This is a genomic window from Alteromonas sp. ABH4_454 (genome assembly GCF_056311775.1).
Map to the genome: position 1 here is coordinate 1922695 of NZ_CM149972.1, position 16360 is coordinate 1939054.

The following is a 16360-nucleotide window of genomic DNA, read 5'->3' on the forward strand; positions in this document are numbered from 1 at the left end:
GTAATAAAAAGTCTCTGGTAATTAAAAATGTCTGGTAATAAAAATTTCAGTGAAAACGAAATAAACGAAGCTAAAGCGTGGGATCTACCTTTTGTCGATGATCCAAGGGCAGCTAGAAAAGACGAGACAACCAACGCACTGAACAAACGCTCAGATTGGAAGTATGAGCCCCCTGAAGTTGAAGAGGAAATCAAGCCTCCTACTGCTGAAGAGATAGAAGCTATTCGCCAGGCTGCCTATGATGAAGGTTTTCAGGAAGGCAAGGAAAAAGGTTTTGAAGAAGGTAAAGCTGAAGGTCTTGAAACAGGCTTGGTCGAAGGTAAAGAACAAGGTCATAACGAAGGTTTGGAACAAGGTTTAGAAGAAGGTCGCCAGCAGATGGCTGAACAAGCCGAAGTGTGGCAAATGCTTGCTGAAAAATTCCACGACCCACTTTCTCAGGCTAACGATGAAACCCGTGACCAGTTGGTTAAACTTGCCGTAACACTTGCAAAAGCTGTGATTAAAACAGAAGTTAGCACTAACCAACAGGTGGTACTTCAAGCGTTAAGCGAAGGCATTAAGGCGTTACCCATTAATCAAGAAGACTATCAAATTCACATGAACCCAGACGATATTGAATTGGTAAAAGCGCATTTCGGCGACGAAGAAATTGCCAAAAAAGGGTGGAGTTTGGTTGAAGCCCCAGCAATGGAACGTGGCGGTTGCGATATTACCACTGCACAAAACGCTGTAGATGTGTCTGTTGAGCGCCGGTGTCGTAACGTTATAGATAAATTTTTACTAAACCAAGGTTTGTCAGATGACTAGCCCTTGGCATTCGCATTTTGAATCCCTCACAAAACAGGTCTCTTCTCCGCCGGTAGTCGCTGCCGGCAAGTTAGTTCGTGGTATCGGTTTAACTCTCGAAGCGGTGGGGTGTCAGCTACCCGTTGGCAGTCAATGTTTAGTACAGACCATTGAAGGTGAGATAGAAGCCGAAGTGGTTGGTTTTGGCGATGATATAACTTATTTAATGCCCACTGAAGCGGTGCGCGGTATTGTGCCTGGAAGCCGCGTGATGCCGTTAAACCGACAAAGTGGTTTGCCAGTAGGTATGGGGCTTTTAGGGCGTGTGGTAGATGGCAATGGTCAGCCCCTTGACGGTTTAGGTGAGATAAATGCCGAGGCCCGCGCGCCAACGACTAGACCGCCAATGAACCCGCTTATCCGCCGTCCCATAAATACCCCGATGGATGTAGGCGTACGCGCCATTAACGCACTTAATACGGTGGGTGTAGGTCAGCGCATGGGGCTCTTTGCAGGAAGTGGCGTGGGTAAAAGTGTGTTATTAGGTATGATGACCCGGGGCTGCGAAGCCGATGTGGTTGTTGTGGGGCTTGTCGGGGAGCGTGGCCGAGAAGTAAAAGAATTTATTCACGAAATCCTCACAGAAGAAGAGCGCCAACGTGCAGTTGTAGTAGCTGCACCAGCCGATACTTCACCGCTTATGCGCTTGAAGGGTTGTGAAACTGCAGTCACCATTGCTGAATATTTTCGCGATAAAGGCATGAAGGTGCTGCTGCTCATTGATTCGTTAACTCGTTATGCCATGGCGCAGCGCGAGATAGCGCTGGCTGTGGGAGAACCTCCTGCAACAAAAGGCTATCCGCCATCTGTCTTTGCTCGGTTACCTGCATTAGTTGAACGAGCTGGTAATGGCAGCGAGCGGCAAGGCTCTATCACGGCCTTTTATACGGTACTCACTGAAGGCGACGATTTACAAGACCCCATTGCTGACGCGGCTCGTGCCATTTTAGACGGTCACGTGGTCTTATCGCGAACCCTTGCCGATAGCGGCCACTACCCGGCAATTGATATTGAGGCGTCGATAAGTCGAGTAATGCCAATGGTGGTAAGTGAAGAGCATCAATTAATGGCTCGTCGTATTCGCCAGGTTTACTCAAACTACAAACAAAACCAAGACCTTATTTCTATTGGCGCTTATGCAAAAGGCTCCGACCCTCGCATTGATCTAGCAATTCGTGCAGAGCCCGCAATCAATGCTTTGTTGCAGCAAGGAATGAAGCAAGTCATTCCTTATGACGAAAGCCTAGAAGGTATGGCAGCACTAGCCAAAGGATTAGGGCAGGGATGATGGCTTTGTTAGTAAAAGGTAATAAAACGCTCGTGAAGAAGAAATCAGAACTCTTGAGTAAGGGCGCTAAAAATGTCTAAACAACTAGAGCGTCTAGCCGAGTTCGAGCAAGAAAAAGAGCAGCGAGAAGCTCGCTATTATCAGCAGGCTCAGCAAAACGTAAATCAGCAAAAGCAAAAGCTAACCAGCCTCGAGCAGTACCGTATTGACTATATCAAAGGTATTCAGCAAACCGGTCAAGCCGGCGTTACGGCGACTTATTATCAACAACACTTATCTTTCGTCGGAAAATTAGATAAAGCGTGTGAGCAGCAGATGCAAGTGATTGCTCGTGCGCAGATGGCAGCGGATCAGCGCAAGCAAATATGGCTAAAGCAGCAGCAGAAAGTCAAAGCTGTTACCTTGTTGCTTGATAAGAAGAAGTTGGCTGAGCAGAAAAAAGAAGCCAAAGCCGAGCAGGCCATGATGGATGAATTTGCCACACAACGATTTTTCAGAGCTAAGCGCTCTCCTTTCTAATAAATAGTATGTTCTCAAGCCACTTTGGCTCAACCCTTGCTAAATCAATATGAAATGTAACAGCGCGCCTTAGTTTTAATGCAATGGTTATTACGCTCTAACAGTGTTTTTTGAAGTTCTACACTTATTACAAAGTATGAAATTCAACGAAAGCGAGCATAAAACCTAATGCCAAACGATAGCCATAAAGGTTATCTGCGTAGAGCTAAGTGATTGAAATTTAGATAAGCGTTGGTGGGTTTGCGATTTACTTCTCTCGGTCTGTATAAAAATAACGCCCAGTGATTGATTCGCATCACATAACGTCTTTTTGGTGAAAGACGAGATAAATGTAGGACGGTAGGACAATATGCAACAAGTTGCCGCACATAAAACAGACATTGCCGCATTACCTTTTTCTGCTTCTAGCACAGCTAAAGCGGTTGAAACAGGTATTGGTACGCAACAGCAAGCGAATAGCGAAAACAACCAAGCATTTAATCGACTTTATCAGGAAGCAAAGTCAAGCAAATCAGATTTTGTTTTAAATGACAAAGAAACATTTAACTCTCAGTCTCGGGATAGAAGCCGTTCGACCAGCTCACCTGCTAACACTTCAGTTTCTAATGAAACGGTAAAGAAGGGAAAAGACCGGGATGCGGGCCATACCGATCTTCCTGTTGATAAGAAAGTGACAGACAATCCAGCAGAGTCTACGCCCAGTACAAAAGAAGAAAACGCTGCCATTGCCCAAAAAGATATTGCCGAAGCTATAGAAGCGCATCGCAACTTAGACGGTGAAGAAAAGACCAGTTTGAAAGCAGATGACGCTCAAGGTGTTATTGAGCAAAAAGCTGTAACCGAAGCAGATTTTGTTATTGGAGAAGGCGGCAAAAAAGATGCTGAGGCAGGCGTTATTACCACACCTGGTACGCCTGATGGAAACCCGGACAAGACTGATGAAGAACCCGACTGGGTTGCCTATGTTGAAACCCTAGCCGATCGCTTTGGTAACACTGATAACAGAGAGCAAACTCAAGGGCAAACTGGTAACAGAACAACCAATGGTATTTCTGAAGTTTCAGATGAGACGGTGAATGTTCTTTCTGTAAAAGAAAACGGAAAGCTTTGGAAGATCCCAGACGGTGTTGATGCCAGCGACGCGCCCTCGGTGATGGCGCATCTATTTTTTCAGCTTAATGGTGACAGCAAAGAGGGCGAAATCGCCATAGAATCCCTTTCGACTGACGCACAACAAACACTGAGTGCTTTAACCGCACTACTGCTCGGCGCTGAAAGTGAGCAGAGTGGTGCCGGCAGCGAACAAGATAGTGCCGGCAGCGAACAAAATAGTACCGGCAGCGAACAAAATAGTGCTAACGGCGAAGCAAACGTTGAGCAATCGCAAATCCTTGCCAATGATAAGTTAGATTCAAATGCCAGTGAACTTTCAGCGCTAATTGCACAACTCATGCAGCAAAAAGAAAGCGATAGCAATGTAGTGCAAAGCTTGGGCGAAAGTGCAGGGAAAACGCTGACAAATAGTACAAACGCATCAGATGAGTCTGTTGTGTTAAGTCTGTTATCTGATGAGCTTAAAGCGATACAGCAATTGTCTTCAGATGAAGCCAGCTCTCAGTTAGAAGCATTGTATTCTGACGCAACCACTGACATAGCCGCTGAAGTAGTCATTGCCGGGGCAGGTATGGAAAATGATGATGTAAATACTAACGGGGCAGACAAAAATAAAGTAACTGACAAAGCACCAGTGATGAATATCCAAAGTGCTATACCTCCAAACAATGGCTTTGAAATGACCGGTGATCCACAAAGCGACTTATTAGCTGCATTAAGTGAACTCTCCCCTCAAACTGCACAAAAAGCGACTGAGGCGTTTGCTGAACGTATAGTTACAGTAATGCCAAGTGGTGCACAACAACAAGCTGTGAAGGCAAATATCATTGCCGGTATTAATGAATTTCAGCAACAAGTTCAGCAAGGCAGAGAGCCTGGCATTGATTTAACGGCTATTGTGACTGATGCCGTTAAAGAGGCAGCAGTAAATACCGACGTTATTGCTTCGATGACTGCTAGGGTCGATAGCCAGGCGAGTCAGTTTCTTAACTTGATGACGCAAACACAGGCCAGCGCCCAACAAGCTTTCGCAAGTATGGTAGGACAAACCGATACGGTAATACAGGAAAACACCCAGCTTCGCGCTGAAGCGTCAAAATCTCAGCAGCAGTTTGAAGGCTTTGATAAAGCGGTCAACATCCATAAGCCAGAAGGCCAGCAGCAGCTAAATGAAAAAATTCGCTGGATGGTTAACGCGCGCAACACCATGGCTGAGATTCGACTCGACCCGCCGGAAATGGGCAGCATGCAGGTTCGGGTGAACGTTGTAGGTGATGCAGCAAGCGTAAGCTTTGTTGTTCAATCTCAACAAGCAAAGGAAGCGCTAGCCGATGCCATGCCTAAATTGCGAGATATGCTTTCTGAACAAGGCATTGAGTTAGGTGATGCTGAAGTAAGAAAAGATAATTCGTCAGGTAACGAAAATGGCCAGCAACTTGCAAACGATAATAGCAGAGGAAACGGCACCGAAAACCGTGGAGAAAATGACGGTTTAGACGACATGGGCGAAACGCGGATTATCGAGCAATCAGTGACGCGAGCAGCCAAGGGTGGAATTGATTTCTACGCTTAAAATTAAGCAAAACTATTATCAATAGGTAGCATGGTGAGATTATTTTAAGACTGCTATGTTTGATGTATTCAATTGAATCCGATTAAACAGGTCGATGTAACGCCGCTCAATAGTAATTGATGGCTGCGGTTACGGTATCAAGTAGATGTAGATACGAATAATGGCATTGCCATTTGCGATGGAACATTGATAATACGTTTTTTCTTAATATTACTGATGAGTTACACATGGCTGATGAAGAGTTACAGGTAGAAGAAGGCGGTAAAAAGAAAGGCAAAATGATGTTGATCATCATTATCGCTGTGGTTCTTGTAGGTGGTGGAGCTGCTGCTTATTTCTTACTGTTTGCAGGAGGCGATGAACCTGCGGCCGAACAACTGGCTGAAGCCGACGCTGCGGCGGCCGCCGAGAGTGCACCGGCAGCGAGTTCGGGTAATGCTGAAATAGGTACGGCGCTGTACGTTGCTATGCCAAGACCCTTCGTCTTCAATGTGCCCGGATCAGGACGAGACAGACTTGTCCAAATTAAAGTACAGCTATTAGTACGTGGTTCTGATAACGAAGAGTTAGCAAAGACGCATATACCGCTTATTGAAGGTACACTTTTGCAAGCTTTTAGTACGTCAAATGCAGATGATCTTGTCACCGAGGCAGGTAAAATTGAGCTTCGTGAGCAAGCGGTAACTGAAGTACAAAAAGCATTGAAAGACATTACGGGCAGCGATGTTGTAGAGCGCGTATTGTTTACAGGTTTTGTCATGCAGTAATGCATCGACTAAGTAAGGTAGAAGACGGTGAGTGATTTATTATCTCAAGATGAAATCGATGCCCTGTTACACGGGGTAGATGATGTAGAAGAGGAAGAGGTCGGCAGTAGCGACTCTGATGCTTCTACGCTCGAGTACGACTTCTCCTCGCAAGATAGAATTGTACGTGGGCGTATGCCTACGCTCGAAATTGTGAATGAACGTTTTGCCCGTCACATGCGCGTAAGTCTATTTAACATGATGCGACGTTCAGCTGAAGTATCGATTAACGGTATTCAGATGATCAAGTTTGGCGAATATATCCATACACTGTTCGTTCCAACGAGTTTGAACATGGTGCGTTTCCGTCCACTTAAAGGTACGGGGCTAATCACCATGGAAGCTCGCTTGGTGTTTATTCTGGTAGATAACTTCTTTGGCGGTGACGGCCGATACCATGCGAAAATCGAAGGTCGTGAATTCACGCCAACAGAACGTCGTATTATTCAAATGCTGCTTAAAATAATCTTTGAAGATTATAAAGAAGCCTGGGCGCCTGTCATGGACGTGTCTTTTGAATATTTAGACTCAGAAGTAAACCCGGCCATGGCGAACATTGTGAGTCCGACTGAAGTGGTGGTCATAAGTTCGTTTCATATCGAGCTAGATGGTGGCGGTGGAGACTTCCACGTGTCATTGCCATACTCAATGTTAGAGCCTATTCGCGAACTGCTAGATGCAGGTGTTCAAAGCGATAAAGAAGATACAGATTTACGTTGGAGTAAGGCGCTTCGCGACGAAATTATGGATGTGAAAGTGGGTTTAACCACGCACATGCTAGATGTGGATGTACCGCTTCGCGATGTGATGGAGTTTAAACCCGGTGATATCATTCCTGTGGAAATGCCGGAAACCATCACAGTATTAATTGAGGATTTACCTACGTTCAGAGCCAAACTAGGTCGTAGTCGCGATAATTTGGCGCTGAAAATAGTAGAGAAAATTGCAAGACCGACTTCAGTGAAGTCTGAGCTACAGTTATTAACCCGCGGTGGGCGCATTATTGATAATGACGCAGAGCTGCAAGTACTCGAAGAAGACCTGTAAGGTAGAGGGGAGTTCCCATGAGTGAAGACGGTATGGACGATTGGGCTGCGGCAATGGCCGAGCAAGCCGAATCTGAAGCGGATCAAGAGGCTGGCGATAACGAAGACGTGCAAGTTGCTGAACTTGACGAGTTGACAGATGATGCGCCAATTACGCAAGAAGAGAAGAAAAAGCTAGATACCATTCTAGATATTCCAGTGACTATTTCGATGGAAGTCGGTCGTAGTCAAATTAGTATCCGAAATCTGCTACAGTTGAACCAGGGTTCTGTGGTGGAACTGGATCGTGTTGCCGGTGAGCCACTAGATGTATTAGTTAATGGCACGTTGATTGCTCATGGAGAAGTAGTAGTGGTCAACGACAAATTCGGTATTCGATTAACGGATGTTATTAGTCAAATTGAGAGAATCAAGAAGCTCAGATAAAACTTCTTATAAACTAAGGGGTTGCGCAATGCTGCCCCTTTTATTTAGTCAGCTTGCGTTTGCACAGTCGACCCAATCAATCACCAACCCCACATCAATACTGTCAATTTTCCTTTCCTTGCTGGTGGTCGTAGGCGTTATTTTTGCCTTAGCGTACGTAATGCGTCGATTTAATGTCACTGCGATGGGCGGAAACCAAATGAAAGTGGCGGCCAGCATGGTTGTTGGCACAAAAGAAAAAATCATGGTTATTCAGGTGGGCGAAGAGCAGCACCTTATTGGTGTTACTAGTCACAATATCTCACATCTAAGTAAGTTAGATAAAAACCTCGATGTGCCGGTAAAAGGACTAAATAAAGCCACAGGAGAGCAGCAAAATGGGGCTGAGGCGTTTAAACAAAAGCTTGTAGCTGCCATGGCGGGAAAGCTTAACCCCAGCTTAGAAAAAGAAAAAAAGGAAGAGTCGAAAGATGCGTAAGTTTGCCTGGCTACTTTTTATCCTACCGTTATTGCTGCTTGTGGAGCCTGTTTATGCTCAGCAGGGGATTTCTGCAGTAACGGTAACAACCAATCAAGATGGGTCGCAAGATTACACAATGACGCTTCAAGCGCTGTTTATCATGACAGCGCTAAGCCTTATCCCTGCGTTTATCATGATGATGACCTCGTTTACGCGTATTATCGTGGTACTGTCTATTCTGCGTCAGGCAATTGGCCTTCAGCAATCACCATCGAACCAGATACTCATTGGCGTAAGTTTGTTTTTATCTATGTTCATTATGGCGCCGGTATTTGAAGAGGTGAACGAGCGTGCCTTGCAGCCTTATCTTAACGAGCAACTCACTAGCCTAGATGCCCTAGAACAAGCCAAAGGCCCCATGCGCGCTTTTATGCTTTCTCAAACACGGGTAAAAGACCTAGAAACGTTTGTACGGATAGCCGGAGATGAAGGAAAATACGCCGATACCAATGAAGTACCGCTAACCATCCTTATCCCCGCATTTGTAACCAGTGAACTTAAAACCGCGTTTCAAATTGGTTTTATGCTATTTATTCCCTTTCTTATTATTGACTTGGTGGTAGCGTCTATATTGATGGCTATGGGTATGATGATGCTTTCACCTATGATTGTATCTTTGCCGTTTAAGCTCATGTTGTTTGTATTAGTGGATGGCTGGAACCTTATTTTCGGAACGTTGGCGACCAGCTTCGGTATGGGCGTCTAGGAGGGCTTATGTCACCAGAAGTCTTTGTCGAAATACTGCGAGAAGCCATGTTTATGGTTATCGTGTTGGTCTCTGCTGTGATAGTTCCAAGCCTCATCGTGGGTTTGGTTGTTGCGGTATTTCAGGCTGCCACCAGTATCAACGAACAGACCATGAGCTTCTTGCCCCGCTTACTGGTAACGCTTCTCGCGCTAAGTTGGGGAGGAAACTGGTTGGTGCAACAGCTTATGGATTTCACATTCAGAATGGTTGATATGATCCCTCAGGTTGTGGGATAGCAGGCTAAAGCTGTGGAAGTAGAACTCGCCACCATCAATCAATTTCTAGCCGATATGCTGCTGCCGTTTATGCGCATTAGCGGCTTATTTGTGGCCATGATTGGCTTGAGTGCTAAATCAATTCCCCCGCAGGTAAGAGCCTTGTTGGGTATAATGCTTACTCTCATTATCATGCCGGTAGTGCCTCCGTCACCCATAGAAAATTTAGTGGATGTGGGCACATTTTTAATTGTTATTCAGCAATTGCTAATAGGCATTGCTATTGGTTTTATATCAATGATGGTGCTTAATACCTTCGTGCTTGCAGGCCAAATTATAGCAATGCAAACCGGTTTGGGGTTTGCGTCAATCGTTGACCCCGTAAACGGTATTAACGTACCTGCAGTTGGTCAGTTTTATCTAATATTAGCGACCTTATTGTTTTGGACCTTGGATGGGCATCTGTCCATGATCCAAATGATAGTAATGAGTTTCGAGGCGTTTCCCATAGGTGAAGCGTGGTGGACCGGTGAACAGTTTCGCGATATTGCCCATTGGGGAGGTTGGATGTTTATATCGGCAGTAACCTTGTCTCTAGCGCCCATTGTGTCACTACTTATTGTGAATTTAGCATTTGGTGTAATGACCAAAGCTGCGCCGCAGCTAAACATTTTTAGTATTGGTTTTTCCATTGCTCAGGTAATGGGATTACTGATTATCTGGATAACGCTAGATAACTTTACTGCGCACTTTGAAACCCAATGGTTTAGAGCCGAACAGTTTATGTGTGAACTATTGAACATTTGTGGTTAGGAAAAAATGGCAGATTCAAGCGAAAAAACAGAAGACCCCACGGGGAAAAAACTCGATGATGCCCGAAAAAAAGGGCAGCTGGCCCGTTCCCGTGAACTATCCACAACTTTAGTGCTTATTGTCAGCGCCTTCATGTTTTTGTTTGTGGGCAGTTGGATTGCTGAATCTGTTTTCAAGCTTACCCAGCGAATGTTTATTCTCTCTCGCGACGAAACTTATGATACTACCCACATGTTCGGCGCTTGGGGGGAAGCCTTTTCGGCAGTAGGTCCTGCCGTGCTGCTTTATATGGTGGTTGCCATGATAGCCGGCATCTATGGCTCTATTGCACTTGGCGGTTTTAATTTTACCTGGGAAGGAGCAAAGCCTAAGGGCTCCAAGATGAGTCCAATTCAGGGCTTTAAGCGAATGTTCGGTATGAACGGCTTAGTTGAGCTATTAAAATCCATCGCTAAAGTTGTGGTTATCATCAGCATGGCCATAGGAGCGCTGTTGTTCTTCGAAGATGAAGCGCTGCATTTAGATATGGAGCTATATCCGGGAAACATCTTTCACGCGCTCGACATGCTTAAATGGGCGTTTCTTATTCTAGTATGTGGCATGATCCCCATTGCACTCATCGATGTGCCTTATCAAATGTATAAGCACAACAAAGAAATGAAGATGACCAAGCAAGAGGTTAAAGACGAACGGAAAAATGCAGAAGGCGACCCTATGGTAAAAGGTCGTATTCGTCGCTTGCAGTATCAAGCAGCAACTAAGCGCATGATGCAGGATGTACCACAGGCAGACGTGGTAGTAACCAACCCTACTCACTTTTCTGTTGCCATTAAGTATGACGAGCAGGGTATAAGAGCCCCAGTTGTGGTGGCAAAAGGAGCTGATGAATTGGCTATGCATATCAGAAAAATTGCTACCGCCAATGACGTACCCTTAATACCTTCTCCTATGCTCGCTCGTGCCATCTTTTATTCGACAGAAGTCGACGATGAAATTCCGAACGCCTTATTTATGGCGGTAGCACAGGTGCTAGCACACGTTTATCAGCTTAAAGCACATAGGGCAGGTAAGGGGAAGCGCCCTAAACCACTTAAACGAGATTTGCCTATCCCTCCAGAATACCGTCGCTAAGTATCTATATTTCTGGTTTTTTTTAGAGGGCCTATTTATACCTTTCGCATAATTTTTAGCTCTACTGGTGTACTTAAATGCCGCTTCGTATAAAGCTGGCACGTTAGTTGAAAACTCTATTGAAGATTTACATAAAGCGTCAATTTTCTGATAGAGAGACACCCAGCCATGCAGTTATCCGGTTATCTTCAGCGATTCGATAAAAATCAGCTGCAAAATTTTACCAGTGGTTTAGGCGCGCCTATTGTCCTTTTGGCAATCATGGGAATGGTAATACTACCCATGCCGCCGTTTTTACTCGACGTATTGTTTAGCTTTAATATTGCGCTCTCTCTCGTCATTATTTTGGTAGCGGTACTCACCCAACGACCTGTGGATTTTGGTATTTTCCCACTTGTACTCTTAATAGCGACAGTTCTGCGTTTGGCGCTTAACGTTGCGTCTACGCGGGTTGTATTACTGTACGGCCACGAAGGGGGAGATGCGGCAGGTAAAGTGATTGAAGCCTTCGGTGCTGTGGTTATCGGTGGTAACTATGCTGTAGGTATTGTTGTCTTCGCTATCCTTCTTATTATCAACTTCAAGGTAGTAACCGCAGGTGCGGGACGTATTTCAGAAGTAAGTGCTCGCTTTACCTTGGATGCTATGCCAGGTAAGCAGATGGCAATCGATGCCGACCTTAATGCAGGCTATATCGACCAAGACCAGGCGCGTCAGCGTCGCGAAGAAATAACCGCAGAGGCTGACTTTTACGGGTCGATGGATGGTGCATCAAAGTTTGTAAAAGGCGATGCGGTTGCCGGCCTTTTTATCATGCTTATCAATATTGTTGGCGGGTTATTCATTGGCATGATTCAGCACGGCCTTTCATTTGGAAATGCCATAGAGATCTACACTATTTTGACCATTGGTGATGGTTTGGTGGCGCAGATACCTTCATTGCTACTTTCGGTAGCAACAGCGATTATCGTTACTCGAGAAAACGAAACCCAAGAAATGGGTAAAGAGATCCGTGGTCAACTAGGAAATAATCAAGCGCTTTATATAGCATCAGGCGTGCTTTTCGTCATGGGTATCATTCCGGGTATGCCTCATATCGCATTCTTGGGTTTTTCATTTTTGATTGCGGGCTTTGCATATTGGCAGACAGTTCAAGCTAAGAAGAAAGCTGAAGAACCTCAATTGCCAGAGAACATTTCAAAAGATGAAACTGTTGCACCTGAAGTTAAAGAGCTGGGATGGGACGACGTTCAGCAGGTGGATACTATTGGTTTAGAAGTGGGCTATCGCTTAATTCCGCTTGTTGATAAATCTCAAGGTGGTGAGTTGTTGACACGAATTAAAGGCGTACGTAAGAAACTATCGCAAGAGCTGGGTTTCCTTATTCCACCTGTTCATATACGCGACAATCTAGACTTAGAGCCTAACACTTATACCATCGCTATGCTCGGCGTCACAATTGGCGATTCCGTTATAAGTCACGACGAAGAGCTTGCCATTAACCCAGGGCAAGTGTTTGGCAAGCTAGAGGGGCGGGCTACTAAAGACCCTGCTTTCGGGCTAGACGCGGTGTGGATTAAGCCTAATAAGCGCGAGCACGCGCAAACGCTTGGATACACGGTTGTTGATGCCGCTACGGTTGTTGCGACTCATCTAAGTCAGTTACTTTCAAATAACGCCTATCAGTTACTTGGGCATGAAGAAGCGCAACAGCTTCTAGATATGCTGGCCAAACAGCACCCTAAATTGGTCGAAGGTTTGGTGCCCGATATTCTGCCGCTTAGTACCGTTGTGAAAGTGCTGCAAACCTTACTATTTGAAGGCGTGCCTATTCGCGATATGCGCACCATCGTGCAAACGCTTAGCGAGTACGGCACACGGAGCCAAGACCCAGATGTATTGGTGTCTGCGGTGCGTATAGCACTCAAACGTTTAATCGTTCAGGAAATTACTCAGGGGGCAAAAGAGATACCTGTCATAACCTTGGCGCCAGAGTTGGAACAGATGTTGCACCAGTCCCTTCAAGCAGGTGGCGAAGACGGTGCTGGTATAGAACCAGGTCTGGCAGACAAGCTGCAGAAATCATTGCAGCAAGCCAGTCAGCAGCAAGAGTTAGAGGGAGAACCTGCAGTACTCCTTACCTCAGGCATGCTACGACCCGTGCTGTCTCGCTTCTTAAAGTATTCTGTTGTTGGGCTGCATGTTCTTTCATACCAAGAAGTGCCTGATGACAAACAAATAAAAATAGTCAGTTCGGTCGGTCAATAATCTGACACTGGGTGATTGGAGAGGTTGCAATGAAAATTAGACGTTTCTTCGGCAAAGATATGCGTGAGGCGCTAAGCCAAGTTAAAGCTGAGTTGGGCAGTGATGCAGTGATCATGTCAAATCGCAAAGTCGCTGACGGTATCGAGCTTGTAGCAGCCTACGACAAAGAGCCTGAAGCCAAGCTTTTCACGCCTAAGGCGGCACCACAGACCGCTGCTAAAACGCCTGGCCAAAAGGCTGTGCCTAGCTTAAGTGAAATTATTGGCGACGATGGCCCTGATAGCTTAAAAGCCTTGCTGGAAAAGCAGCATGGTGGAAACCCAGTTGCAGAAAGTTCTGCACAACCAGCACAGCCAATGTCAGCGAACGCTAAGCACGCCAACGAAATTGCATCTCACTTAGATTTTTCAGAAGCGTTTATCGACGATCTTGAAATACAGTCACCACAACAAGATGCTATCGAGCACCAGGCTTTTCCAGAGCATCAAGCGTCAAGTATGGGTGAAACTCCTGTATCCCAGTCTGCTGAACTAGCTCAAATTAAAGAAGAGTTAGCTTCACTTCGCGACGTATTGCAGTATCAAGTTGCTGACCTAATGGAAGCGAAGAACAAGCGTCAAAAACCTGTTCATCAATACTTGGTCACGCGATTAACCGATATGGGTTTGAGTAGTGCACTAGCAACTCAGCTGATTAGCTATACACCGGCTCATTACAACGAACGTGACGCGTGGGTATATCTTCTTAACCTATTGGCTAATCGCATAAATGTTACCGGAAACGATATACTAAGCTCACAAGGTGCCGTTGCATTAGTCGGGCCTACTGGTACAGGTAAAACAACCACGGTTGCAAAGTTGGCCGCCCGCTACGCGCAAAAATACGGTGCAGAATCGGTAGCTATGATAACTATTGATACGTATAGAATTGCAGCCTATGAGCAACTAGCGACATACGGAAAAATTATTGGCTGTACTGTGCGAAAAGCGCAAACTAGTGAAGAACTAGCAGATTTATTGTTCCAACTTCGTCATAAGCGACTAGTATTGATTGATACAGCAGGTTTTAGTCAGCGTGATAGTCGATTAATTAAGCAAATTAAGCAGTTCGACAATGGTCAAATGCCAAAAGTTAAAAAATATTTGGTAGCGCAAGCCAATACGCAATATCCGGCTTTGCAGAGAATCATTCAAGCGTATGACGATATTGAACTAAGTGGCTGTATTTTCACAAAGTTAGATGAGTGCTACTCTTTAGGAGAGGTACTTAGTGCAGCGGTTGAATACCAACTACCGGTTAGTTATGTCACCGATGGTCAAAAAGTGCCTGAAGACATTAAGATTGCAGAAGCGAAATCTTTAGTTTCCGCTGCTGCAAAGCTTTATAAAAAGTACGGTTTGAATCATACTAGTGGTAACAACGCAATTAAAACAGCATAAGCAGTATGATTGACGATCAAGCGAGTAGCTTAAGAAAAATGAAGCAATCACGGTTAATCAAAGTAATCGCCGTCACCGGTGGTAAAGGTGGCGTCGGTAAAACAAACATTACGCTTAACACTGCTATCGCCATGGCGAAGCAGGGCAAGCGTGTAATGGTTCTTGACGCGGACCTTGGTCTTGCAAACGTAGATGTGATGCTAGGCCTGCGAGTTGAGAAAAACCTATCTCACGTACTCTCTGGCGAGTGCACGTTGGACGAGGTTTTAGTAACCGGCCCCCACGGTATTAAGATTGCGCCCGCCACATCTGGCACGCAGTCAATGGCGGAACTCTCACCCACACAGCACGCTGGCTTGATAAGAGCATTTAGCGAGCTGCGTTCTCAAATAGACGTATTAATAGTCGACACCGCTGCTGGCATTTCAGATATGGTTTTAAGCTTTTCTAAAGCTTCCCAAGATATCATGGTGGTGGTTTGCGATGAGCCAACATCACTAACTGATGCGTATGCGCTGATAAAAATCCTTAACCGTGAGCACGGTGTTTTTCGCTTTAAAGTTGTGGCCAATATGGTTCGCGATGTACGAGAAGGTCAGGAATTATTTAGCAAATTAAGTAAAGTGACAGGGCGTTTTCTCGATGTTGCACTAGAATTAGTGGCGACGGTGCCATTTGACGAAAATATTCGCAAAGCAGTGCGTAAGCAAACAGCTATTGTTGATGCTTTTCCAGGCTCTCCTGCAGCCGTAGCGATAACCAAGCTAGCAAACAGGGCGCTTACTTGGCCCATTCCGGCGCAGCCTGGAGGTCACTTAGAATTTTTCATTGAACAATTAGTTGCAGAAAAAGCCGTAGGAAGTCAACGTTGAACAGCAAGGCAGCCGCTTATCAACAGCAAACAGATAAATCGCAGTTAGTCGAAAGACATGCGCCCCTGGTTAAGCGTATTGCGCACCATTTGATGGCGCGCCTGCCTGCGAGTGTACTTGTTGATGACCTTATCCAATCAGGCATGATTGGTTTGTTAGAGGCTGCTCGAAACTTTGATGGGTCAAAAGGCGCAAGCTTTGAAACCTTCGCAGGTATCCGCATTCGCGGTGCCATGCTGGACGAAATACGCAAAGGTGATTGGACGCCACGTTCTGTTCACCGAAATGGTCGCGCAATAACAGAAGCGATATCTCAGGTAGAAAGTGAAACTGGGCGCGACGCACGAGATTCCGATATTGCTGACAAGCTTAATGTGAGCTTGCAGGATTATCACCAGATGCTCAATGAAGTAAATGCCGGGAAGTTGGTCGGCATTGAAGATTTAGGTGTGTCGGAAGATGTGATCACTACCGAGCAAAGTCGAGGCAGTGATGCACCGTTAGAAGATTTAATGCAGGGCGCATTTCAAAAAGCGCTGGCCCATGCAATAACGACATTACCCGAGCGAGAAGCGATTGTTCTTTCACTTTACTATGACGAAGAACTAAACTTAAGAGAAATAGGCGAGGTTCTCGACGTAAGTGAGTCGAGAGTCAGTCAAATTCATAGTCAAGCCATGTTAAAACTCAAATCACGAATGAAATCGTGGCAAGCTGACGAAGAATAGAAATTA

Annotated in this window: 16 protein-coding genes; all 16 read left to right on the forward strand. The window is 45.5% G+C overall.

Annotated elements, in window-relative coordinates; all coding sequences use genetic code 11:
• Nucleotides 1–27: 27 nt before the first annotated feature.
• Nucleotides 28–810 (forward strand): flagellar assembly protein FliH, encoded by a 783-nt coding sequence (fliH, locus tag ACYX4W_RS08350; RefSeq protein WP_474808208.1) that lies wholly within the window; start codon nt 28–30, stop codon nt 808–810.
• Nucleotides 803–2137, forward strand: a complete 1335-nt coding sequence (gene fliI, locus ACYX4W_RS08355; RefSeq protein ID WP_474808206.1) for a flagellar protein export ATPase FliI — start codon at nt 803–805, stop codon at nt 2135–2137. Before fliH ends, fliI begins: the two co-directional genes overlap by 8 nt.
• A gap of 72 nt (nt 2138–2209) precedes the next feature.
• The gene (gene fliJ, locus ACYX4W_RS08360; RefSeq protein WP_461851375.1) at nt 2210–2656 is read left to right on the forward strand and encodes a flagellar export protein FliJ; all 447 of its coding nucleotides are present in this window, start codon (nt 2210–2212) and stop codon (nt 2654–2656) included.
• Nucleotides 2657–3005: 349 nt separating this feature from the next.
• Nucleotides 3006–5342: a flagellar hook-length control protein FliK gene (locus tag ACYX4W_RS08365; protein ID WP_476075258.1), complete on the forward strand. Its 2337-nt coding sequence runs from the start codon at nt 3006–3008 to the stop codon at nt 5340–5342.
• A gap of 227 nt (nt 5343–5569) precedes the next feature.
• The gene (gene fliL / locus ACYX4W_RS08370) at nt 5570–6109 is read left to right on the forward strand and encodes a flagellar basal body-associated protein FliL (RefSeq protein ID WP_461851373.1); all 540 of its coding nucleotides are present in this window, start codon (nt 5570–5572) and stop codon (nt 6107–6109) included.
• A gap of 27 nt (nt 6110–6136) precedes the next feature.
• A complete protein-coding gene (fliM, locus tag ACYX4W_RS08375; protein WP_118489991.1) occupies nt 6137–7195 on the forward strand; it encodes a flagellar motor switch protein FliM in 1059 nt (352 codons plus the stop codon).
• A 17-nt stretch (nt 7196–7212) separates the two neighbouring features.
• Complete coding sequence (gene fliN / locus ACYX4W_RS08380) at nt 7213–7620, forward strand: flagellar motor switch protein FliN (RefSeq protein WP_012517672.1); 408 nt, start codon at nt 7213–7215, stop codon at nt 7618–7620.
• A 28-nt stretch (nt 7621–7648) separates the two neighbouring features.
• Entirely contained in the window at nt 7649–8098 is a 450-nt protein-coding gene (gene fliO, locus ACYX4W_RS08385; RefSeq protein ID WP_476075259.1) for a flagellar biosynthetic protein FliO, read from the forward strand.
• Entirely contained in the window at nt 8091–8846 is a 756-nt protein-coding gene (fliP, locus tag ACYX4W_RS08390; RefSeq protein ID WP_474854067.1) for a flagellar type III secretion system pore protein FliP, read from the forward strand. The genes fliO and fliP overlap by 8 nt, the downstream gene beginning before the upstream one ends.
• Nucleotides 8847–8854: 8 nt before the next feature.
• A complete protein-coding gene (gene fliQ / locus ACYX4W_RS08395; protein WP_012517675.1) occupies nt 8855–9124 on the forward strand; it encodes a flagellar biosynthesis protein FliQ in 270 nt (89 codons plus the stop codon).
• 12 nt (nt 9125–9136) lie between these two features.
• Nucleotides 9137–9916 carry a flagellar biosynthetic protein FliR gene (fliR, locus tag ACYX4W_RS08400; RefSeq protein WP_269915974.1) on the forward strand — a complete coding sequence of 260 codons (780 nt, stop codon included), beginning with the start codon at nt 9137–9139 and terminating at the stop codon, nt 9914–9916.
• 6 nt (nt 9917–9922) lie between these two features.
• On the forward strand, nt 9923–11047 hold the full coding sequence (gene flhB / locus ACYX4W_RS08405) for a flagellar biosynthesis protein FlhB (RefSeq protein WP_476075260.1): 1125 nt from the start codon (nt 9923–9925) through the stop codon (nt 11045–11047).
• Between the two features lie 168 nt (nt 11048–11215).
• The gene (gene flhA, locus ACYX4W_RS08410) at nt 11216–13315 is read left to right on the forward strand and encodes a flagellar biosynthesis protein FlhA (RefSeq protein WP_474831504.1); all 2100 of its coding nucleotides are present in this window, start codon (nt 11216–11218) and stop codon (nt 13313–13315) included.
• A gap of 29 nt (nt 13316–13344) precedes the next feature.
• Complete coding sequence (gene flhF / locus ACYX4W_RS08415; RefSeq protein WP_476075261.1) at nt 13345–14754, forward strand: flagellar biosynthesis protein FlhF; 1410 nt, start codon at nt 13345–13347, stop codon at nt 14752–14754.
• A gap of 5 nt (nt 14755–14759) precedes the next feature.
• The gene (locus ACYX4W_RS08420; RefSeq protein WP_118489983.1) at nt 14760–15626 is read left to right on the forward strand and encodes a MinD/ParA family protein; all 867 of its coding nucleotides are present in this window, start codon (nt 14760–14762) and stop codon (nt 15624–15626) included.
• On the forward strand, nt 15623–16354 hold the full coding sequence (locus ACYX4W_RS08425; protein ID WP_118489982.1) for an RNA polymerase sigma factor FliA: 732 nt from the start codon (nt 15623–15625) through the stop codon (nt 16352–16354). Before ACYX4W_RS08420 ends, ACYX4W_RS08425 begins: the two co-directional genes overlap by 4 nt.
• The last annotated feature ends 6 nt before the right edge of the window (nt 16355–16360 follow it).